The organism is Vibrio syngnathi (genome assembly GCF_002119525.1).
Taxonomy (GTDB): domain Bacteria; phylum Pseudomonadota; class Gammaproteobacteria; order Enterobacterales; family Vibrionaceae; genus Vibrio; species Vibrio syngnathi.
The window spans coordinates 1459631-1481998 of sequence record NZ_CP017917.1; the positions used below are offsets into that span (position 1 = coordinate 1459631).

The window sequence follows — 22368 nt, forward strand, 5'->3', positions numbered from 1 at the left end:
AAATTTGCTTAGAATGACTAGGCTACTTCCCCCTCGCCGCGATTAAAACGCTTTTATCTCGAACAAAATTTAACCACGAAAGGTCAACACGCCCTGATCAGTGCCAAATAAGAAGCACAAGGAAGCAAAGATGGAGACAACCACATCTAATGAGCGAGTAATAGACGCACAAGCTTATCAGCAGCTTGAAGCGATACTGGCTCAAAAAATAGAAACGGAACGCATTGTCACTCAAGAGGCAAAGCGCTTGGCTTACGGCACCGATGCGAGTTTTTATCGCTTGGTGCCGAAAATGGTTCTAAGGCTGAAAAGCTTAGACGAAGTCATATTCACCATTCAAAGCTGTCGCGAGCTGGGCATTCATTTTACCTTTCGCGCCGCGGGTACCAGCCTTTCAGGACAAGCGGTTTCAGACTCGGTACTCATCACTCTCACCGACGACTGGCGCGGCCACGAGATCGTCGATAACGGCAATCAAATCATTCTTCAACCGGGTGTGATTGGTGCCGATGCCAACAAATACCTCGCCCCTTTCCAACGTAAAATCGGCCCTGATCCAGCTTCAATCAATACTTGTAAAATCGGTGGTATTGCCGCGAACAATGCTAGTGGCATGTGTTGTGGTACTGCTCAAAACTCGTATCGCACCGTCGAGAGCATGAAGATCGTATTGAGTGATGGTTCCCTACTTGATACAGCGGATAACGCCAGCGTTGAGGCTTTCAAGCAATCACACAAAGCGCTGTTTGAAGGCATTGTTGATTTACACAGACAGACTAGCTCAAATCAAGAACTGGCAGACAGAATCCGCCATAAGTACCGCCTGAAAAATACCACTGGCTACGCGCTTAATGCATTGGTCGATTACCACGACCCAATTGAGATCATCAAACACCTGATGATTGGCTCAGAAGGTACGCTAGGCTTCATCGCAGAGATCACCTACAACACGGTTATCGAACACCCAAACAAAGCTTCAGCTCTGTTGGTGTTTGCCGATATCGAACAAGCAAGTAAAGCCGTTACTACGCTATCAAAAACACCGGTTGCTGCGGTTGAATTGATGGATGGCAGAGCACTGCGTTCAGTGGCTGATAAACCGGGTATGCCCGCCTTTATGCCTAGCTTGGACTTGGAATCTGCGGCTATTTTGGTTGAATCACACGCTAGCTCCCAGCAGGACTTAGATTTACAATGTAAATCAATTTTGGACGCATTGACTGAATACACGATTGTTGAATCGGTGCCTTTCACTTCCGATCCAAAGACAGTCGCGACTCTGTGGGGCATTCGTAAAGGTATGTTCCCTGCGGTTGGTGCGGTTCGTGAAGTCGGTACGACCGTTATCATTGAAGACGTGGCGTTCCCTGTCGAAAACCTTGCTAATGGTATTCGAGAGCTGCAAGAGCTGTTCGATAAATACGACTACAGCGAAGCGATTATTTTTGGTCACGCCCTCGAAGGCAACCTGCACTTTGTATTTACTCAAGGCTTCGACAGCCAAACAGAAATCGATCGCTATGGCGGTTTCATGGATGACGTTGCCGAACTGGTCGCAGTCAAATACCAAGGCTCATTGAAAGCGGAGCACGGTACTGGCCGCAACATGGCGCCTTATGTAGAGCTAGAATGGGGTAAAGATGGCTACGCCTTGATGCAACAGATCAAAGCGCTGTTTGACCCAGAAAGACTGCTCAACCCCGGCGTTATTATTAACGACAATCCAAATTCACACATCACCAATTTGAAGCCAATGCCTGCTGCCGATGACCTTGTCGACCGCTGCATTGAGTGTGGATTTTGTGAGCCTGTTTGTCCATCTCGCACTTTAACCCTATCGCCACGTCAACGCATTGTTCTCTACCGAGAACTGCAACGCCGCCGAGCTGCGGGTGAAGAAATAGAAGCAAGCGAACTAGAGAAAACCTTCGAATACCAAGGCATCGATACCTGCGCTGCAACTGGCCTGTGTGCCGAGCGTTGCCCTGTTGGCATCAACACCGGTGATTTGATTAAGAAGCTCCGTATTGCCAAGTACGAGAAATTTACGCCAATCGCTAAGTGGACAGCGGATCATTTCTCGACCACCACTAAGCTGACCAAGGCTGGCCTCAAAACCAATCAAGTGGCGAGCAAAGTATTAGGCGCAAATACCGTCGGCAAGCTAACCAATGGCTTGCGATCTATCACCAAAGGCGCGACGCCGGTTTGGATGCCTGAGATGCCACAATCCAATAGCCACTCGCTAGTCTCATCACCAGTGACAGCAGAATCCTCAAGCAATCACAAGAAGGTGGTTTACCTCCCTTCGTGTGCGAGTCGAACCATGGGTCAACAAAGCGATGCGGGCGATCAACGTCCTCTAACGGAAGTGACCATGTCTTTGCTTAACAAAGCCGGATTTGAGGTTATTCTTCCGAAGAAGCTAGATGACCAATGTTGTGGCATGCCTTACGACAGCAAAGGAATGACCGATTTAGCCCAATCTAAAGCGCAACAGCTCGAAGAAGTGTTGTGGCAAGCCAGTCGTCAGGGTGAATACCCAGTCTTAATGGATACTAGCCCATGTGCTAAACGCAGTATTGAACAGTTCACCAAACCGTTAGATGTATTAGAGCCAACAGGATTTGTGAATCAATACCTGCTTGAACACCTGACGCTTGAGCCGCTACAAGAGACCGTGATGTTGCATGTGACTTGTAGCTCTCGTCGAATGGGTTTGGAAGGCGCGATGTTGAGCCTTGCTAAAGCGTGTACCGAAGAGGTCATCGTTCCTGAACATATTCAGTGTTGTGGTTGGGCGGGTGATAAAGGTTTTACTACGCCAGAACTGAACGAGGCTGCGGTACACCCACTAAAAGAACAAGTACCGAGCAACTGTACTCGTGGCTTCAGCAACAGCCGAACCTGTGAGATCGGTTTGTCACATCACAGTGGTATTCCGTATCAATCAATCTTGTACTTGGTGGACGAAGTGGCGCAGTAGCATCATTCACGATGCAAAAGGTATTAGCTTAAACCTAAAACGAAAAATGGCAGCCCAATCAGGCTGCCATTTCTTTATTCGATTTAAAACGTATTACCGAGCTAGATATTGCTGAGCTAACGGCTACTGAGCTAGGCGCATCAACTCTTCTGGTGAGTAGTGTTCTGCTTCTGCACCTTTGGCGATTAAGTCGACCACTTTAAATTCGCTCATGTCACCAAACTCTTTAGTTAAGTAGTCACGAAACGCTTTCTCGTTCGGCCATTTACCTCGCACGATATAGCCCTCTTCTTTGTCAAAATCTTCCGTTTCAAAGAAGGAAAAATCGGTCATACCAATATTGTGGCAATACAAAACAAGATACATAATTATTCCTCAAAAACGGGGTTACTAATAAAAACTCACAGGGAGGTAGAAATCAAGCTCAAACACTTCATCACTATTAAGAAAATGGTTCCGATGATAATGCACATACGCAGGAGTCGAACGCTGTTTGAAACCAGAAGCCGGTAACCATTTTTCCAATACCATACTGATCTGTGGTAGCAGCTCACCATAACGACCATTAAGTCGAAATACGGCATGCAAACCGCCTGGAATCACCATTTGGTTCACCACACTTCGATACTTAATCGGCTCATCAATCGCGATACAAGCTACATAGCGACACTGATCCATTTCAACCCAAGCAGGGTTTGAGTGATGCAAACCGAACTGACTCGAAAAATCACGCTGTTCCGAGTTCGCCCACGCTTTCAATATCAACCACGCGTTGCGAATAGAGCGGTTATAACCAGTATGTCGAACATAAGCTGCCATTCGGTCTGATACTTCAACAATTTTAGGTTCCGGCAACTCCCGCTGCGACACATTCAAATAACCCGCAGCCACTTCAGGATCTTTCAGATAAGGTTTTTCTGCAATCTGTAAATCATGCTTACGCCATTCTCCGGGCGACATATTAAAAGTCGCTTTAAATGCTCGGCTAAACGAAGACACAGAGCTAAAGCCACATTTATGGGCGATCTCAACCACAGACGAGCTGGTATCGAACATTAATTGATTGGCCGCGTACTCCATTCGAGTGCGTCTAATGTATTGATGCAACGACTCCCCAACCACACTTTTGAACGTGCGATGAAAGTGTTGCTCTGAATACGCAGCAATCTCAGAGAGCGCTTTTGCCGACAAAGGCTGACTGATGTCTTGGTGAATATGGAACAAAACATCATTGATTCGGGATATGTGTTGTCGTGACATCGTTCAAATAGCATAAATGGACGTGTTTAAGAGCATAAACGGACACGTCAGTTTTTACAATTGCCGTGTAATATCAAGCGATAGAATAAAAACGATAAACGACGAGACACAACACATGGAAATCGCACAGTCATTACAACAGATTCAATCTTCATACATTCGAGAGATCCTCGCAGCCGCAAGCGATCCTAATGTTATTTCGTTGGCCGGTGGTTTACCCGATGCGAAAACATTCCCTATCGATTTAATGAAGCCTACGCTAGAAAACCTAGCGAACATGCCTGAAGTTTTCCAATACGGCTCGACCGCCGGTTATGGCCCGTTGCTTGATCACCTAACACAAAGCTACCAATTGCCAGAATCTCACACGGCAATGATCTGTACTGGCTCTCAGCAAGGTTTGGATTTGATTGCACGTGCTTATGTTGATCCGGGTGATGTGGTTGTGATGGAAGCGCCAAGTTACCTAGGTGCGATGCAGGTTTTTGGCTTAGTTCAAGCAAACATTGCGACTGTGTCTCAAACAGAATTTGGCCCGAACCTGGATGAGCTGGAAACGTGCTTTGCACAGCAAGCGCCAAAAATGTTCTATGCCGTGCCTGATTTCCACAACCCAACTGGTGTGTGCTGGGCAACAGAAACTCGTCAAAAAGTGGCTGAACTGTGTATCAAATACAACGTGGCCTTCATTGAAGATGCGCCATACCGTGAGCTACGTTTCACAGGTACAGAACTGCCGTTGGTTTCTTCGTTCTGCCCTGACAACTCTATCGTTCTTCGTTCATTCTCTAAGATTGCATCGCCAGGTCTACGTATTGGCGCGGTAACAGGCAAACGCAGCTACCTTGAGCCACTGATCAAAGTGAAGCAAGGCGCAGACTTACACTCAAGTGTACCAATGCAAGCACTGCTGGTTGGTCTTCTAAAACATGAAGACTTTGGCGTGCATATGGAAAACATTCGCACCCTGTACAAGTCTCGTTATGAAGTGCTGTTTTCAGAGCTAGAAAAACAATTGCCTGCAGATTGCGTGTTAAAAGCCGTAGATGGCGGGATGTTTATTTGGGTAGAAATCCCAGAGTGCGATACCTTCGAATTAGCTAAGACTTTGCTATCGAATGGCGTCGCGGTAGTACCAAGCCCAGTATTCTATCCAAAGGCCGATGAAGCAAAAGCCGCACTGCGCTTAAACTTCACTAACGCCAACCCAGAAGAATTAACAGAAGCGGTGAAACGCTTAGCGGAAGTACTGAACCAAGCGTAATCGCTGATTAAGTCAGACAGATTCAATACCAAGGCCCTGATGTATTTTTACAGCAGGGCCTTTTTGGTTTGGGAATACGTGTTGTAATTCGAACCAGATAAAACGGTTTCATTGCATTTCTTAGTCCAAAAACCACACTGATAACAATGCTAAATAGCCCTACTTTTGGTTGGTTTTTGTCCTTCCTTGGCTTGGTTATACTGCGGCGGATTTTAATAAGCCAATATGGGCAAACCTGAGTAAATCAAACTCAGTATGTATCATAAAAGGCAACCGCTCTGGATTTACGTTCCAGCTCGCAGAAAGGAAAAACCATGTCTCAATATGTTGTATGTGCTCTATATAAATTCGTAGCACTTGATGATTACCAAGAAGTTCGCCAACCACTCACTGACGTGTTAGAAGCTAACCAAATCCGCGGTACTTTGTTACTTGCGAGTGAAGGTATCAACGGTACTGTTGCAGGTAAGCGCGAATCTATCGACGCCCTTCTTCAATGGTTCAAACAAGATTCTCGTTTGGCTGATGTTGTTTACAAAGAGTCGTTCAACGAAGAACAACCATTCAACCGCACCAAGGTTAAGCTTAAGAAAGAGATCGTAACCATGGGTGTTGAGGGCATCGACCCACGCCATGTTGTCGGCACTTACGTGAAACCAAACGAATGGAACGCATTGATCTCTGATCCTGATGTAATTCTGGTTGATACTCGTAACGACTACGAAGTGGACATCGGCACATTCAAAAATGCTGTAAACCCAAACACAGAAACCTTCCGTGAATTCCCTCAGTACGTTGAAGAAAATCTTGATCCTAAGAAGCACAAGAAAGTCGCGATGTTCTGTACCGGCGGTATTCGTTGCGAAAAATCAACAGCCTACATGAAAGAGCAAGGCTTTGATGAGGTTTACCACCTTGAAGGCGGCATTCTTAAGTACCTAGAAGAAGTACCAGAAGAAGAGAGCATGTGGGAAGGTGACTGCTACGTATTTGACGGTCGTGTTGCAGTTAACCACCAGCTAGAGAAGAGCGGCTACGATGTGTGTAACGCTTGTCGTCTGCCAATCACAGACGAAGACAAAGCGTCTGAGCACTTCGAGAAAGGCGTAAGCTGCCCTAAGTGTATTGATAAACACAGCGACGAGCAGAAAGCTCGTTTCCGTGAACGTGAAAAGCAAGTTCAACTGTCGAATGCTCGTGGCGAAACCCACGTAGGTGGCGAAGCCGCTCACCTTATCGAGCAACGTAAGAAAGAAAAGCTAGCACACAAAGAGCAGCAACGCTCTGGTAAGAAAGCGAAGTAGTTTTTAATATTACTAAAATAACAAAGGGCATCAGCGAATCCACAATGGAACGCCAATGCCCTTTTTTGATCCTGCTCTCGCTTTGTGTCTAAGAACACATTTATCTTCAAAAATAGGCTCTATACTGAAGATAATTCGACTAGAGAGGAAGTGCCAATGCTCAATGAAAACCATGCCTTTATCTTAGATTTCCCAGATCTTAAATTAGACATTGTTCAGCTCAACCACGACGACGAAAAATTCAAAGCAGACATGCAGAAATACCACCAACTCGACTACGACATCCGTCAGCTAGAAATCTCTGGCAGCCCTATCGATGACGACAGCATGCACAACCTCAAAGTTGAACGCATGGCGCTAAAAGACTCGCTACACAAACAGCTCACGCGCCACCACGCGCTTAAGATCGTATAGAAAAATCAATCCAAGACTTTATTCTAAGCCATGCACCACGCATGGCTTTTTGGTTTCATCACATCGCAAATCTAAGCTAATTCGGCTTCTTCAATTATGTTACTGTTTGCTTATTCAAAAGCGTTTAATAAGGAAGCTGAATGACAATAGAAGAAGAGAATATACAATTCCAGCTCGTTTCAAATTCTGAATTCGAAGAACTGTTTGCGTGTGTTAAACAAGGTCTTTTCATACACGTAGATAACGTTTTCGGATGGGACGACGACTTCCAACGTCAACGCCTAATCAATGATTATCATCCCTCTTGGTTTCATTGGATATATAGCGAAAATGAGAAAGTAGGACTAGTCTGCTTTAAGCCTTATGACAACGCATACCATGTTCACCTTCTGATCATTTCCCCTCAATACCAAGGTCGTTCGCTTGGCAAGCAAGTCATGGCTCTCATACATAAGAGAGCTATGGAAGAGCAACGAAGCCAAGTCACTCTGTCGAGCTTTAGAAGTAACACTCGCGCCATTAGTTTTTATCAGGCGCTTGGCTACCAAATTGTTGATGATAGTGATACTAATTTCGTGGGGATGACTCTCTATTTAAACTAGAAGCGACTTCGCTAATTAAACGCTCTCGCCACTCGCCCTTTGCTGCTCAATTCGTAATGGCCAATATAAGCTGGGATAAATACCGATTGCCCTTTGGTGAGGGTTAAGTGCTCGCCTTTCTGACTCATTAGCACTAGATCATCATCTATTGCCATTAAAATTTCAGCGCCACTTGTGATAACTTCTTCTTGATGAGGACGATGAAAGATATTGAAATTGAAGTCACTGACCGGGATATCATAACAATCACATTTACCCAGTTTTGATGGCTCTAACAACAAGCCTTCGAACGGAATTGGCGTGAATTTTGTGCAGGCGACTAACTCAGCGACATCAATGTGTTTTGGCGTTAAACCTGCTCGTAGCACGTTGTCTGAATTTGCCATAATCTCAAGCCCGGTACCTTTAATGTAAGCGTGCGGAGTGTTCGCATTCAAATACATCGCTTCACTCGGCTCCAATGTGATCAAGTTAAGCAGCAGAACACAAAACAAACCGATATCGTTCGGGTACTGATGGCTAAGCTCAGTAACCAAAGCAAATTCAGCTTGGTCTTGATGAGACTCTGCGTAAGTCAGAAGTTGATCTAATGCTTGATGTTTACGTTGGTCATCTAGCGTTAACAGATCGCGGAAAAAAGCTTCTAAGCCTAGAGAGTCAAGATTGTTACCAAACTCTTCAACCAAACCAGCCAGCTCGCTCGAATCCAACTTTCTGAACAGACCTAATATTTCATCGAATTCTCGAAAGCCATTCATCGCTTGATATTCAGTGATCGCGTAAACCAATTCAGGTTTATGGTTAGAGTCTTTGTAATTACGATGCCCTGCAGTCAGAGGGATTCCTGCTTGCTCCTCTCTCGTAAAGCCTAACTCGGCTTGGTGCTTGTTTGGGTGGACCTGGACCGATAGCGCTTTTTCCGCTGCCAAGATCTTAAACAAGAACGGCAGTTCACCGAACTCCTGCGCAATATCAGTAGATAAATAAGCGGGTTTATTCTTGTTAATCAGCTCAGAGAGAGGCACCAAATGTTGGTCAAGCTTAACCATTGAGCAACCTTTTGGATGCGCTCCCATCCAAACTTCCGCTTGCGGCTCTTGTGACTCATTCTTAAAGCCAAACAGTTCACGTATCGAAGAAATACTCCCCCATGCATAATTTTGGATGGTGTTTTCCATTGGGAAAAATGAGTGTTCTGAGAAGTGGCTGAGTGACATGGCGTTTTCCGTAGTGAGCCCTTTGAACACAATTCAGAGAGCTGATTTCTAATAACGTAAATAATTAGAAAGACTACAGAGAGCAGCTAGAACCCACATGAGATGAGGTCTTAGACGCAATAGGAAAAATTCTTAGAAACAGGTGAGAACCATGAAAAGCGTGAAAAGAGTCACATTTGAATGCTACGTATAAAAAACGCTGAAGATAGGGTAGCTGCATAATAACCAGAGGACCATTAGCAGCTATCTTATTTACGAAGAAATCCCTTAAAAGCCAGAGCGAACCTCTGCACTTTTCTGAGGCGATTGAGCTTGTAGGAAAGGCAGTAGCAGCAAGCCAATAACGGCCGCACAAGTCGAGATGGTAATGAAGAACCCACTCCAGCCATAAGTTTCTAAAACGAGCGCTAATGGGTAGCCAGAAAGTGCTGCACCCATATAGGCAAATAAGCCAACAAAGCCTGTCGCAGCTCCTGCGGAGTCTTTATGTGAGCATTCCGCGGCAGCCATACCTATTAGCATTTGAGGGCCAAACACAAAAAAGCCTACACAAAACAGCCCAGCCGCTTGAAACACAAAGTTGGTTAGAGGCATAAGCCATAAAGCGGATACCGAGAGGAAGATACCAATCGCGAATAGGATATTCATGGGACCACGGTTACCACCAAACAGCCTATCCGATCCCCATCCAGCAACAAGTGAACCAACGAAACCGCCAATCTCAAACAGAGACAACGCAGCGTTGGCGTTTATCAAACTATAATCGTGCTCTTCGGTGAGATATAAATTGCCCCAGTCGTTAACTGCCGTTCTTACGATGTAAACCAACACATAGCTAAAGGCAAGCAGCCAAATGTACTTATTGCTGAACACATAGGTTTTCAGGATCTCTCGATAGCTTAACCCTTGCCCATGGCTCTCTTGCGCCAATTCTAGATGGTCATTGCGCCACTTCCCTACCGTCGGAAGCCCCATGGTCGTGGGCTTATCACGTAAGCGCCAACAGACAATAAGACCAATAAAAACACCAATCACACCCGGCCATATAAACCCAGATCGCCAACTGTATTGGAGAGTTAGATAGCCGACGAGAATAGGAATCAATGCCCCACCAACGTTGTGTGCTGTATTCCATATAGCCCAGCGAAAGCCTCTTTCGGAGCGAGAATACCAGGTCGTCAATAACTTGGAACACGATGGCCAGCCCCAACCTTGGAACCATGCATTAAGCACCCAAAGCGATATAAAAGCCGCCAACGAACTAGAAAAACCAAACGCGATATTGATCAAGCCTGTCGCGATTAGGCCGAGCCCCATGAAGTAACGCGGGTTCGACCGATCCGATATCGTGCCTGAAATAAACTTAGATAAGCCGTAAGAAAGATAGAAGAGCGTGCCAATCAAGCCGATATCGCCTTTGTCTAAACCAAGATCGGTGATCATGGCTGGCGCGGCATAATTAAAGGTTTTACGAGTGAAGTAAAAACCTGCATAGCCGACATACATTCCTATCATGATGTGGAGACGCCAATAACGATAACGCTGATTGACCTCATCATCGCCTAGAGTATGACTTTTTGACGTTGTTGAGCGCAGAAATCCAAACATATTCATTCTCACACTTTAGGTAATGTAACGCTGATATTAGTACCCGAAGAAGAGTCATTAGCGTTGATTGTCATCTTGCCACCGAGCGCCTGAACACGCTCTTGCATACCACGAACACCCATTCCTTTGAGAAGATCCTGCGCTGTAAAACCAACACCATTGTCTGTAATTCGAAGATAAGCTTGATCGTCTAGAATCAGTTCTATTCTAATTTCACTTGCTTCAGCATATTTGTGGGCATTGTTTAAAGACTCTTGGCACAGTCGGAAGAGAGTAACCTTGAGCGTGTCACTCAAACATGAGTAGTCACCGTGCCAATTTAACTGGATATCAACACCGTGATCCGAGAACTCCATTTCACGTATGAGCTGTTCAACGGAGTCCTTCAGGTCAAGGTCGTCCAACATTTTTGGTCTTAGCTTCGTTAGCAAACGCTTGGTGGTGTCATAAACATTCAACGATAATGATTCAATCGTACCAGCACAGCGAACGCTCATTTCAGCTGCATCGACACGTTTGATAATGCTCGCTTGAGTCCGAATTGCCGTGATGTTCTGGCCTATCTCATCATGTAACTCACGGGCAATATCACGACGAACCGATTCTTCAGCAGTGACTAACTGACGGGAAAGGTTTTGATTCCTAAAGAGCTCACTGCGTAATTTCGAGTTGAGATCTTTTTGTTTTTGAACAGCTAAACCAAGCAAAATACCTGTGATGGTCTGAGCGGAAAGAGACAAGAGTAAATCAGTAATTTCGAGTTTGGACGTGCCACTGTGGGCTGCAATCAACGCGACGCTATTTAGAAGGGTAGCGAGCAAAGCGCCTTGCCATCCATAACGAACGGCGAGCAAGATAATAGGGATAGCCATACAGAACGGGGCGAAGCGCCTTAGCTCATCTGGCAAACTGGTTTGTATCAAAATACTGACGACCAACAAGAGGCTGTATAAAGCGATGTGACGGATTTTGAACTCAATGACATTGTTGATTAAGTAAGAGCTCAGTGGCGCCCACTTGTTTTGGAATAGGTAGTTCCAGACTAGATAGCACATCGGCACCAACATCAAACCACCTGTGATACTCACCAACCACACCATGTAAACAGCTGGGACATGAGAACCCACAACGGCAACATTAATAAATGCTGTGACCATGATTAAGCTTGCCATCACTAACAAGTGACGATTCAGGTCACCAGAATAATAACGTTTGGCAATTAGAGTGGCTGGAATACTTAGTCCACTGGCGATTAGTATCGTCAGCCATTGGGGTTCATCCAGTAATAGAGCCAAAGCGATCGCGAGCCCCCACTCTGCAACGTAAATGGCAGGCCAATATTGTGTACGAGTGTGCAGCGTCATTCCCAATCGAAGCGAGAATGGGAAAAGCAGAATGGCTAACTCAGGGTCATTAATGAAATAGAAGGCAATAACCCATAAACAGAACCATGCACAGCCAGCCATAAAAACCCCGCATAAGGAGGTGGCTAGATAAGAACGCATTAGTACTGGTCTTGAGTGAACAATTTAGCTAACTCAACGTTGTTCTTAACATTGAGTTTGTCCATGGCATTGGCACGGTGCACATGTACTGTTTTATGGCTAACCTCTAACTCGACGGCAATAGATTTCACGTCGAGCCCTGTCGCCAATAACTGGCACACTTCGCTTTCTCTGCGGGTGAGCTGATTTAACGAGGCTTTATTCTTCATTGGTGTCGCAAGTTTTATGGCGATATCTGGCGTAAGGTAGCAGCCACCATTTGCGCTCGTGTGTACGGCCTGAATTAACTCATCAGGGCTACAGCGTTTACTGAGATAACCTTTAGCTCCTAACTCTAATGACTTTTCAACCATTGCCGGAGAGTCATGTACGCTCAACATAATGCTAGCAATGCCAGATGGAATCTCTTCCAATAAGCTCAGGCCACTTTCATCTTGCATTGAAATATCCAAGATAACGACATCAGGGTGACAACTTGGCAGCCCGAGGCGCGCTTCTGCCGCAGAGTTAAACTCCCCCACGACCGTTATATCAGTTTCAAGACTGAGTAATTGAGCGAAGCCAGATCGAACAATGACGTGGTCATCAACAAGCGCAACATTAATCATGATATTAACCAAAATTAAGAGTAAGAAAGAAAAATAGCCCCAACAGGAGCTATCTAAAATTAAGTTTATTGGTAGAGATGATACTGAATCGAACTAACAATTGGTATGATCTCACGTGCTTTAAACCAATAAAGCACGTGAAACTGTCTATCCGAAACTCTCTTTGCGACAACAAATGCGCGAGAGAAAATACACAATAACAGGCTCACCAGACTCGCTATGCGTTTTGAGCCGCTAGGTGCATCTTCTTCGCGTGACGAATCTTCTTCTCTTCCGCAATAGCAACGAACAACAGTAAAACAATACAAATGGCAGCAGAAGTATCGAGTGCTGCAAATGTACCTTTCCAACCTGTTAAGCCGAAAATAGGCGTTCCGTCTGCAATCATGCCTAAGCCAAGTTTGGCAAAACTGTCACCAATTAGGTAAGCAAATGTGCCTTTCACGCCATCAGCCACACTGATTGCTTTCTTAGGAACAAAACCTACCGCAGCAACACCAATCAACAGCTGAGGACCGAATACTAGGAAGCCAAGTACGAATAGTGATGCTAGGTACATGAACTCGCTCGTTGCATGCTGATAAAACTCTAGAGATACAATAATCAGTCCAAGCGATACACAAGCAACTAAAGCACGACGTCCGTTAGCAAGGTCTGATAAATAACCCCACATTAATGTACCGACCAGAGCGCCAACTTCAAACAGAGTAAAGCCTGAAATAGCCGTTTCTTTTGATAGACCTAACTCTTGATACGCATAAACGGTAGACCATTGATCGATACCAATACGAACAATGTACAAAAAGATATTCGCGAAGCAGAGTAACCAGATCACTTTATTTTTAAGGATATATTCAACAAAGATCTCTTTCTTAGTCATTTGATTTTCTTCAGCAATAGTATCTTCTTCGCTGATTTCTTCGTCAAACAACTCTTCAACTGTACCTAAACCGTATGCTTCTGGAGAGTCGTTACCAAAACGCATCCCAATAAAACCAACCACAATCGCGATGATAGATGGGAACACGAACATACCAATTACGTTGCCATCAAAAAAGTAGTTAGCGCCAAACAGCGCTACACCAGCAGCACCTGCACCACCTACGTTGTGTGACATGTTCCAAAGACCTAAATACGATCCACGCTTATTACGAGGCGTCCATTTAGTAATAGTCGAATAACTTGAAGGACCACCGGTACTTTGAAAGAAACCACTCAATGCGTAGAAGGCAACCATCATGAATAAGCTAGCGCTGCCGCCACCCAAGCTGAAACTAAAGCCCAACATGGCAAGGCCAGATAGGATAAGCATGAATGGCAGGAACTGCTTGGTATTTTTGCCATCCGCGTAGTAGGAAACAACCGTTTTACCAATACCATAAGTAATTGAAAAACCAAGACCAATAAGACCTAGATCGGTCATTGATAATCCATAAGTAGAAATCATGTCGTTTTGCGCGACATTGAAGTTCTTACGGATTAAATACATGGTCAAATAGCCAATGAATACGACTAGGTACGATTGTAGGAATGGTTTAAACCACATTTTTCTTCTAGTTTCGACCGGAAGATCCAGCGTCGGTTTTCTAACCTGATCTAGGAACTTTAACATTGTGAACTCTCTTATTATTGATGAGGTCTGCACGGAACATTACTGACCATGCACTCTTTGCAATTCGATGATGAAATAATAAGGAGTCTAAAAAGCGACCGCATGAGAGAGGGTCTTAGAATAACTAGGAAAAATTCTTAGTTCAGAATTGGGAGTCAAGAAAGCGTGAACAGCATCACTTTATTTAAAATGTGTTATGTCGTGAAGAGGTATTGGAAAGGTGTCGTTAGTTAAGGTATTTAATAGGTGCCCCAAGCAAACTAAACATCGATTGTATTGAACAGTTGATTGAAGTCTAAAGTGGCTAATAAAAAGCCACATTAGATTCGCTTTACGGTATCGTAACCTAAACGATAAATAATAGAGTTTAATTATTCTTAGACACATCCAAATTATTCAGCAACGACGGAAAGCCCCAACCGTTCTCGCCTTCGACCACCGATTCTCCGGTTAAGTATTCAAACAGCGTTGGCGCTAAAGATCCGTTAGCTTCAATTTTTAATGGTTGTGAGTTTTCACCAATTGGCGCTCCCCAGAATCCGATGAAGGCATCTTTCTCTAAGTAATCCTCTCCAGCGTGACGCCCTGGTACCTTGGTGTTGTAGCCAATTCCCGCTTTAGGGAACAAGTTAACCGTGCCAGCCCTATCTTCAAGGTAAATATTGACTAGTTGATTCACTGAATCTGGTCGAGGGGTTGGTTGCGTTAATGAAGTCCATTCAGCACTGCTACACCAGGTTGTCACATCGATCTTAATTGCTCGATTAATACATTTTTCTACCAATTGAGAATACTGTGCAAAGTCGGCTTCACTCGGTGATGCTAGATAAGGGTTAAGCTCTTGAGTATTCAACAAAATCGGCGCTCGGTTGTCTTCCAATGACTCATAGAAAAGCTTGTCACCTTCACGTGTGATCAATTCATCGACCCGTTTTAAATCACGGTTGCCAATCACACGAACAGCACAACGTTGTTGATCACATGTGCTTTCTCTGACGACCATATAATCAAGACTCTCAGGCAAGCGTTGCGCTATCTGATTAATGATATCGATATTCTGACCAGCTGGCGCTGCAATCGGAGACCACTGCGTGAGTTCTTGGTAAACCGGCTGAACCTGCCACCCTTGAGTCGAATTAAAGAAGTCCATCATGAAGTTACCACCAGCAGTAGAAGCAACCACCACATCCAATTCTTTCGAGCTTGGGTAGCTTAGCGCATTGGTAATTTTAGGCCCTTCCCCCTCGTCTGAAGATATCTTCTTAACCACAATGGGATACTCTAGCTGTGCCTGTAAGCCTTCAAATACCTGCTTTTCGGGATTGAGCGCGTAGAACACCGGCGTTAAACCATGATCCCCAGCCATGCCCCATAGCGTTTTATCGTAAACGCCGGCACTGCGGTAGGTCGCTTCAATCTGGCGAATCCAATAGTCCAGTCGGTTGAGCTCTCCAGTCGGCATCAGAATTTCGTCACTAAAAGGACCGGTAAAGTGTGCGAAGTGATCCGGCCATGGGTTATACACCAAGGTGTAATCTGGCATCCCTTTTCCATCTAAGTCGGCAAACTGAGTGATCGACTGTTTAACCTGAGCTCTCTTTGAAAACTTAGTGAAAAAATCAAAGCCAGATATAGACTGATACGCCTCAATATCTTCTATCAAGGCTTGACGCTTTTCTTGCAAAACCACTTCGACTTCTGAACGTTCTTGAAGCTCTTTAACGCAACGTTTCTCACCATAATCACGCAGTGACTCACCCAAACCTAGGTTTACTAGCCCATCGTAAGTGGTGTGAGCATTCCAATCGTATTGGGCGTTGCAGTTCAACGTTTTCAGGTAATCAAGGCGATCAAACATGGTTTGCACCTTGTTGTTTGCCATCAACACATCCAGCTGTAGGGCATCATTACCGAAGAAGTAATACGCTCGGTCGATCTCTCGGTCAACAAAGTGGAAATTAGGGATACCAGTGCCACCTTGCCCCGATACTTTCGCGCCCGTTTTAATGATCGGTAGATTACGTACGCTGATCGTCGGAGTAGAAGAGATACCCACTCGGCTTATATTATTTCGATTCTCTTTATAGAGTGTTTTGAAGAACGGAAGGTAATTCGGATCACGGTAGGTTTGTTCAGACAGAACCTCCATGAATCTCACCTGCTGTTGATGTTCTGGCTCAATGACCTTTTCTAACTGAGGTTTATATTGCGCTCGGTTTTTATGATTTTGGTAAGCCACTGAGATGAAAGGCGTATTCTCATCGACCAAACCTTCGATCAATCCTTGCTGTAAACCATCGACCGTCACTTGGACCGCAAAACGTTTGTGTTGTTGGGAATCTAAGAATTGAATGAGCGCGTCAGGCTGGTCACTGAACGCTTGCTGCATCCAATCATCGAGTGCTGCTGCGCGTTCTTCTTTAAACACAAATTGTCGGTAAGCTTTCAGCAAGTTTAAGCGCACAAAATCAATAAGCGTGATGGTAAGAGCTTGTGCTTTGTTATTCGGCTTATCAGCGTTTTCTGGTTTACCATCTTCTGCAATCGCCAACATTGCAGACTTCATATCGCCGTCATCCATTCCCAATGCCGCTTTACCGATCAAATCAACGATGATCGGTTGAATCTGAGCGATGATCGCTAGATCTTCAGGGCTATTGGTTAAGTAGGTGTAATTCGCAGGGAGCGTGTCCATATCCTGCCAAACACCAATTTCGAATAACGCATCGTAGATAACCACCATGTTGGCAATGAAGTGTTCATCGATACGAATGCCTTCATGATGTCCCGTTGCTTCAGTCGAGGTATCTGGCTCGTGATGCTCAGTGGTTGGCTTATCTCCAACATGATAAAGGCTATGTTCAAAGCCCTTTAGCGCCTGCTTATCATAAACCGTCGACAGGTAAGATTTGAATACATCTTCACTGCCCAAGCCTGAATAGCGGTCGTAATAACTATAGAGAAAATAACCCAAAGGAATTGAGTACGTCGGGTTGGATAACTGAGCAACGACTCTGGCTTTGGTTTTGACATCTAAAGGAAGAGCGAGAATATACGCATCTAATGTAACGCCACCAATAGTGAAAAGTGCTGCATCACGAGTGAGTTTGGCAGAATAACTTAGGCTTGAAAGCACCTGATTTTTCAACACTTCACTGGAGCTAAACACGCCACCAATGACGGGCGTTGTTGATATATCAGCCGCACTCGGAGCTGACGCAAGCGCCAACGATAAGACACTGAATAAACTGGCGTAACTGCGAACGTGAGAATAAGAGCTCATCAAATTTCCTTTAGATCAACACACTTCTATAAATGCGACTTATTGTTTCAGTTTGCATTTATTAGTCAACCTATGAAAACGTTTGTTTTCTGATTCAAAGAGCCCGAAAACTCTTACAATCGCTTACCGCTGCCGTCTTCCCACATTACTTCGCATTCATCTTTGATAGCCGCTTTCAATAGTTCAACTAACGGAAAAGCTCGGCTCCCGATATTGACAGGTACTTCAGCAACCTCTTCTTCATTATCGTTATCAGCATTTTCTTGCTCTACTTGCTTGCTCTGCTCAGAGGCGATCGCAGCACGCAAATTGTTTAACGCTTGAGAAACCTCTGCAGCATCAATTGCACCTGGGATCGTGCCACTATGTCCAAGCATCTTAATAAACTGAAGACCGACTTCACCAAACATCGTGACGCTAGCATGAGCTTTGCAACTAAAGGTAATTAACATTATGAGCCTCTCCTAATTTAGGTATCTATAAACATTAGCTATCTACAAACTATGTTGAGTAACGCTTTGGAAAGCAAGTAAATAATAGCCAACTCAATTCTTGCAACTCGAACTTTAATTGTCCCACTCACGGACATCTCTGCACCGTTAGTGACGCACATCACTGTTTATTGTGAACCACTTATTATTTAAATATGAAACCTTGATAGTAGTCACACTAAAAAGATCACTAACACTCTGCTATCACTTTTATTTAATCTACTATTAACACCAATTATCAAAATCTTTGGCACAAATCACATGAAAAGGCTCGTCGGCAGACACCTAGAAGAAATGGCGGACATACGATCCACTCGCAAGCAAAAAATTGTCCACTCCTTTTCACTGGCTGCCGCTGCGTTATTCACATTCTACACTTGGGCTTACTTCCAAGGTCAGCATTACACGCTGTCAATTTTCGAATTGTGTTTTGCACTTATCGCTATCTCCAATGCATATTACGTGAAAAAAGTCACTGCCGCTGAGTATTCAGAATTGATTCTAAGTGGTGTTCTGCTCGTTCAAGGGGTCATTCTATTCTTGTACAGTCACGCCATTCCGGAGCGGACACTTTGGCTCTACCCGATTCTGGCTGCCGTCATTTTCATAAACGATTTCAGAATTGGCATTATATTCAGCACCTCATTTTGTGTATTTATCAGCACCTTAATTACAGCCATACCTAGCAGCTTTTCTTTACCTTTTAGCAGCTCACACCGGTTTATTCTTAGCTTATTTACAATGAGCTTGGTATGTCACACATCAGCTTATTACTACACAAAAGCCGTCAGCTATATTCAACGTCTATACAAAGAAGGGATTGAAGATCTGGCCTATAGAGATCAGCTAACGGGCTTGGCAAACCGTTGGAGTTTTGAACGCTGGGCAACAGAAAAGCTTGCAACAGTAGACAGTGATAGCTCTCTTACTGCCTTAGTGTTTTTAGACATAGATGACTTTAAAGGCATTAACGATAGCTACGGGCACGACGTCGGAGACAGTGTCCTGCAGCATTTTGCGAACCGTTTAAGCAACAACATCCGAACCAGAGATAGGGTAAGCCATGAATACGATTATTCGATTGCGCGCTTTGCTGGAGATGAGTTTGTTTTGATGCTCTATGATGTGCCAACTCGTAAAGATCTAGACGGTATTTTGGATCGGATTTGTGGGCTATTCGAAAGTGGTTGCCAGACAAACGAGAGAATCAAGGAATTGACACTCAGCGTTGGGGTTTCGTTGTACCCGCAAGATGCTAAAGAATTACATGAGCTGACGAGATGTGCTGATAAAGCAATGTATGTTGCCAAACATTCAGGAAAAAACCGATATGCTTATTATCACGACAATCCCGTATCAACCTTGGTAGAAGAACTACCGACGAATCTAGCCTTCTCAAAATCGGAATCATCTGAGCTTGAAGGTTGTCTTGAAGCGAAGGTCGAAGGGAACAATGTTACGTTATTAAAAACGCGTCCACGCTAGCCTGCCATATACATGGCCCATAAACTCACTAAGCCAATAACAATAATCCATACAACTTGTCGTACTAAGTTTCGATTTTCGTTCTTAGATTTAGCAACCGTTTTGAAAGCGGCTTGCTTGGCCGAGTGTATAAAAGGCCCATCTGCCTGGTGCTTTCTAACACGGCGCTTAACCGCTTTATTCGCAACCTCTGTAAAACGTTGACCTTGCTCAGTTGTAAAATCGTTATCAAAGCCCATCCGACCTTGCCTTTCGCCATGTTTTTGCTGTACTGCCATAGCGGCCTCCTTGGCGGTCTGCTCTCTGTTCAAGTATAGACATAATTTCATATTCTTACCTGTTCAAAATTTTCGAATAAGTCACTCAACACTGTGCCATCTTCTTTTTAAATCAAATTACATAAACTACAGCTATTCAAGTTTATGAGGATTTCAAAATGACGAGTGTAAGAGCAGTAGATCATGTGATTGCAGCACACGCTACCTCCGATGGTGATGGCGTGAAAATACAAAGACTCGCTGGTTTCAATAACACACGTTTCTCTCCATTTTTGATGATTGATGAACTTAAGTCGGATGAAAGCAAAGATTATGTTGGCGGCTTTCCTCCACACCCTCACCGTGGGATAGAAACGCTCACTTACATGCTACAAGGTCACTTCCAGCACAAAGACCACATGGGGAATGTTGGAGAGCTACGCAGCGGTGGCGCACAGTGGATGGCCGCGGGGCGTGGTGTGATTCACAGCGAAATGCCAATGATGGAAGAAGGTGCGCTGCATGGTTTTCAGATTTGGATAAACCAACCTGCGTCAAACAAAATGCAGCCAGCGCAATATCACGACTTCCAAAATGAAAGCATTGCAGAACACCAAAGCGAACAAAATGGTTTGTTAAGAGTGATTGCCGGAGGGTTCGAACTGCATAACCTAGCTGACCATGATTTAGAGGTTTTGCGAGCGCAAGGCCCACTACAGAAAACAGGTGTGCCGTTAAGCGTGGCGGATTGGCGAGCTCATTCTGGGCAAGAAATGACGTTAGGGACAAATGTTAATCACAATGCCATGACTTACGTGTACCGAGGCAGCATTAAGATCAGCGATAAAGTCATCAACCAAGGTCAGCTTGCACTGCTCACCAAAGCTGACTTGCTGTCTTTGGGTAGCTTAAAAGATTCAGGTGTACTGATTTTTTCTGGTGAGCCGATTAACGAACCTGTTGTGCACTATGGTCCGTTCGTCATGAATTCGATGGAAGAGATTGAACAGACGATTCAGGATTACAACAACGGCGTATTTGAGACTTACTGATTTACAGATGCTGTCTTTGAGCTTTGCGTTTTTCGCTTTGAATTTTCGCTTTGAATTAAAGATTGAAGATTGAAGATTGAAGAGATTTTACAAGGAACAATGAATTTTGGTCATCCATTTGATGACTGCAAAAACAAGTGACACTATCCACTGCCGGTTACTATCACTTATTTAACCACGCTTTGAGAGCGTGGTTTTTTCTTATTGGTCAGTCAGAGACTAATTTACAGGTACTCACACAGGTAAGCTGTCGCTTCTTTGACCTGTAGATCAAATGAAGAGTCACCCGCAACGTCAAAAGACTCACCAGATTGGTATGTCGTCCAGTCATCATCGCCAACACGCTTTACAACCAAAGCACCTTTAACAACGGTCATCTTTTCTGGAGCTGCAGTACCGAATGTGTATTCACCAGCGGCCATCACACCAACACTTACGTCAGCACCAGACTGGTTAAACGCTAACGACTTAACGCCACCTTCAAAATATGTGTTTTCTTTAATCATTGTACTTCCTTGTTATCTCAAAATTGCATTACGAGGCTCAACGAATAAGCCTATGCGTAAATTTAGGTGCTAATTGTTTTAACCAATTCGAGACTGTCCTACAAGAAATAAATGAATAGTGCTTAGGATCTGTCGACCTTTCGAAGTTAAATTTCGTTCGAGATGAAATCGTTTTAGGCGTGGCAATGGGTATACAACCTAATCATTCTAAGTAAATATTCCTTAACAAAGCATGAAGACTGAATGTGTGGGTAAAAAATCACTGAGACAGTTTGATTCAAAAGAACATTCGATCCTGCTTCTAACTCTTATAAGAACCTTTGCAACCTATCGTTTTATTTTATAGAATCATCACCAGTATGAGTAACTAAAATGAAGAGATAATGGCTAAAAATACCACGAAAAGCAGCGATATATTGGCCAATTCGTTACTCTACGCCTTCTTAATGGCTGGCTTTATGATTACCCTCACCGTCGGCTATTTCGGCTACCAAGCCTACCAAAAATCTGTAAGCCCAAGTAACGTCCATGGCACATGGATCGAGATTGGTGCTCCACCTTACAAAACAGATATTCTTACACTTTCCGATGATGGTGTGATGATGAACTATCGTTTCATCAGTACCTCGTTTGATTTTGATGGTAACGATGTCACGATCAACACAGGTTCAGGCCCAACGATTTATACCATTAGCGGTACCTACAATTCACCTCGTTTAAAGCGGTTAGTGCCGAACACACCATCCAAACAATTCATAAAAGAAGGGTATGAAGATACTGTAGCGGGTGATACTCAAGGCCTCATGCAGCAACGACGCTCAGTATTAGCTGAGCAATTCAAAAAATAATACTTTCAACAGCGCTTTGTTTAGTAACCCCTCTTACATCAATACTACCTGCCCCTTACAAGCACC

At 44.3% G+C, this 22368-nt stretch carries 19 protein-coding genes; 8 read left to right on the forward strand and 11 right to left on the reverse strand.

The features are described from left to right. Nucleotides 1–130: 130 nt before the first annotated feature. Nucleotides 131–2986 (forward strand): FAD-binding and (Fe-S)-binding domain-containing protein, encoded by a 2856-nt coding sequence (locus tag K08M4_RS21305; RefSeq protein WP_086051388.1) that lies wholly within the window; start codon nt 131–133, stop codon nt 2984–2986. 123 nt (nt 2987–3109) lie between these two features. Here K08M4_RS21305 and K08M4_RS21310 read toward each other — a convergent pair whose 3' ends face one another. Together K08M4_RS21310 and K08M4_RS21315 are read right to left on the reverse strand one after the other, a co-directional pair. Further along, on the reverse strand, nt 3110–3352 hold the full coding sequence (locus tag K08M4_RS21310) for a hypothetical protein (RefSeq protein ID WP_086051389.1): 243 nt from the start codon (nt 3350–3352) through the stop codon (nt 3110–3112). 24 nt (nt 3353–3376) lie between these two features. Beyond that, nucleotides 3377–4246, reverse strand: coding sequence for an AraC family transcriptional regulator (locus tag K08M4_RS21315; RefSeq protein WP_017085035.1), 870 nt, complete (start codon nt 4244–4246; stop codon nt 3377–3379). A gap of 115 nt (nt 4247–4361) precedes the next feature. Between K08M4_RS21315 and K08M4_RS21320 the strand changes: the two genes are divergently transcribed. From K08M4_RS21320 to K08M4_RS21335, 4 genes are all read left to right on the forward strand, one after another. Next, the gene (locus K08M4_RS21320) at nt 4362–5510 is read left to right on the forward strand and encodes an aminotransferase-like domain-containing protein (RefSeq protein ID WP_086051390.1); all 1149 of its coding nucleotides are present in this window, start codon (nt 4362–4364) and stop codon (nt 5508–5510) included. Between the two features lie 314 nt (nt 5511–5824). Further along, nucleotides 5825–6814 (forward strand): oxygen-dependent tRNA uridine(34) hydroxylase TrhO, encoded by a 990-nt coding sequence (gene trhO / locus K08M4_RS21325; protein WP_086051391.1) that lies wholly within the window; start codon nt 5825–5827, stop codon nt 6812–6814. 156 nt (nt 6815–6970) lie between these two features. Beyond that, entirely contained in the window at nt 6971–7228 is a 258-nt protein-coding gene (locus K08M4_RS21330) for an HP1242/YdcH family protein (protein WP_010432560.1), read from the forward strand. A gap of 140 nt (nt 7229–7368) precedes the next feature. Further along, complete coding sequence (locus K08M4_RS21335) at nt 7369–7830, forward strand: GNAT family N-acetyltransferase (protein ID WP_157665767.1); 462 nt, start codon at nt 7369–7371, stop codon at nt 7828–7830. A gap of 11 nt (nt 7831–7841) precedes the next feature. Here the strand turns inward: K08M4_RS21335 and manA are convergent, their stop codons facing one another. The 7 genes from manA to K08M4_RS21370 all read right to left on the reverse strand — a co-directional run bounded on the left by manA (nt 7842) and on the right by K08M4_RS21370 (nt 18115). Then, nucleotides 7842–9047: a mannose-6-phosphate isomerase, class I gene (gene manA / locus K08M4_RS21340; RefSeq protein ID WP_086051392.1), complete on the reverse strand. Its 1206-nt coding sequence runs from the start codon at nt 9045–9047 to the stop codon at nt 7842–7844. Nucleotides 9048–9314: 267 nt separating this feature from the next. Continuing rightward, entirely contained in the window at nt 9315–10655 is a 1341-nt protein-coding gene (locus K08M4_RS21345) for an MFS transporter (protein WP_086051529.1), read from the reverse strand. Nucleotides 10656–10663: 8 nt separating this feature from the next. Continuing rightward, on the reverse strand, nt 10664–12160 hold the full coding sequence (gene uhpB / locus K08M4_RS21350; RefSeq protein ID WP_086051393.1) for a signal transduction histidine-protein kinase/phosphatase UhpB: 1497 nt from the start codon (nt 12158–12160) through the stop codon (nt 10664–10666). Continuing rightward, nucleotides 12160–12768, reverse strand: a complete 609-nt coding sequence (gene uhpA / locus K08M4_RS21355; protein ID WP_086051394.1) for a response regulator transcription factor UhpA — start codon at nt 12766–12768, stop codon at nt 12160–12162. The genes uhpB and uhpA overlap by 1 nt, the downstream gene beginning before the upstream one ends. A 217-nt stretch (nt 12769–12985) precedes the next feature. Further along, nucleotides 12986–14380: a hexose-6-phosphate:phosphate antiporter UhpT gene (gene uhpT, locus K08M4_RS21360; RefSeq protein WP_009846131.1), complete on the reverse strand. Its 1395-nt coding sequence runs from the start codon at nt 14378–14380 to the stop codon at nt 12986–12988. Between the two features lie 367 nt (nt 14381–14747). After that, complete coding sequence (locus K08M4_RS21365; RefSeq protein ID WP_086051395.1) at nt 14748–17663, reverse strand: alkaline phosphatase family protein; 2916 nt, start codon at nt 17661–17663, stop codon at nt 14748–14750. A 113-nt stretch (nt 17664–17776) separates the two neighbouring features. Continuing rightward, on the reverse strand, nt 17777–18115 hold the full coding sequence (locus K08M4_RS21370; RefSeq protein WP_086051396.1) for a DUF1840 domain-containing protein: 339 nt from the start codon (nt 18113–18115) through the stop codon (nt 17777–17779). A gap of 333 nt (nt 18116–18448) precedes the next feature. Between K08M4_RS21370 and K08M4_RS21375 the strand changes: the two genes are divergently transcribed. Continuing rightward, on the forward strand, nt 18449–19639 hold the full coding sequence (locus tag K08M4_RS21375; protein ID WP_086051530.1) for a diguanylate cyclase: 1191 nt from the start codon (nt 18449–18451) through the stop codon (nt 19637–19639). On the opposite strand, the gene K08M4_RS21380 is transcribed toward K08M4_RS21375, so the two are convergent. Next, complete coding sequence (locus K08M4_RS21380; RefSeq protein WP_009846127.1) at nt 19636–19917, reverse strand: hypothetical protein; 282 nt, start codon at nt 19915–19917, stop codon at nt 19636–19638. The two genes, K08M4_RS21375 and K08M4_RS21380, sit on opposite strands and share 4 nt — an antisense overlap. Nucleotides 19918–20075: 158 nt before the next feature. Between K08M4_RS21380 and K08M4_RS21385 the strand changes: the two genes are divergently transcribed. Beyond that, the gene (locus tag K08M4_RS21385) at nt 20076–20948 is read left to right on the forward strand and encodes a pirin family protein (protein WP_086051397.1); all 873 of its coding nucleotides are present in this window, start codon (nt 20076–20078) and stop codon (nt 20946–20948) included. 224 nt (nt 20949–21172) lie between these two features. Here the strand turns inward: K08M4_RS21385 and ppnP are convergent, their stop codons facing one another. Next, nucleotides 21173–21454, reverse strand: a complete 282-nt coding sequence (gene ppnP, locus K08M4_RS21390) for a pyrimidine/purine nucleoside phosphorylase (protein WP_086051398.1) — start codon at nt 21452–21454, stop codon at nt 21173–21175. Nucleotides 21455–21837: 383 nt separating this feature from the next. Between ppnP and K08M4_RS21395 the strand changes: the two genes are divergently transcribed. Further along, entirely contained in the window at nt 21838–22302 is a 465-nt protein-coding gene (locus K08M4_RS21395; RefSeq protein ID WP_086051399.1) for a DUF2850 domain-containing protein, read from the forward strand. Nucleotides 22303–22368: the final 66 nt, after the last annotated feature.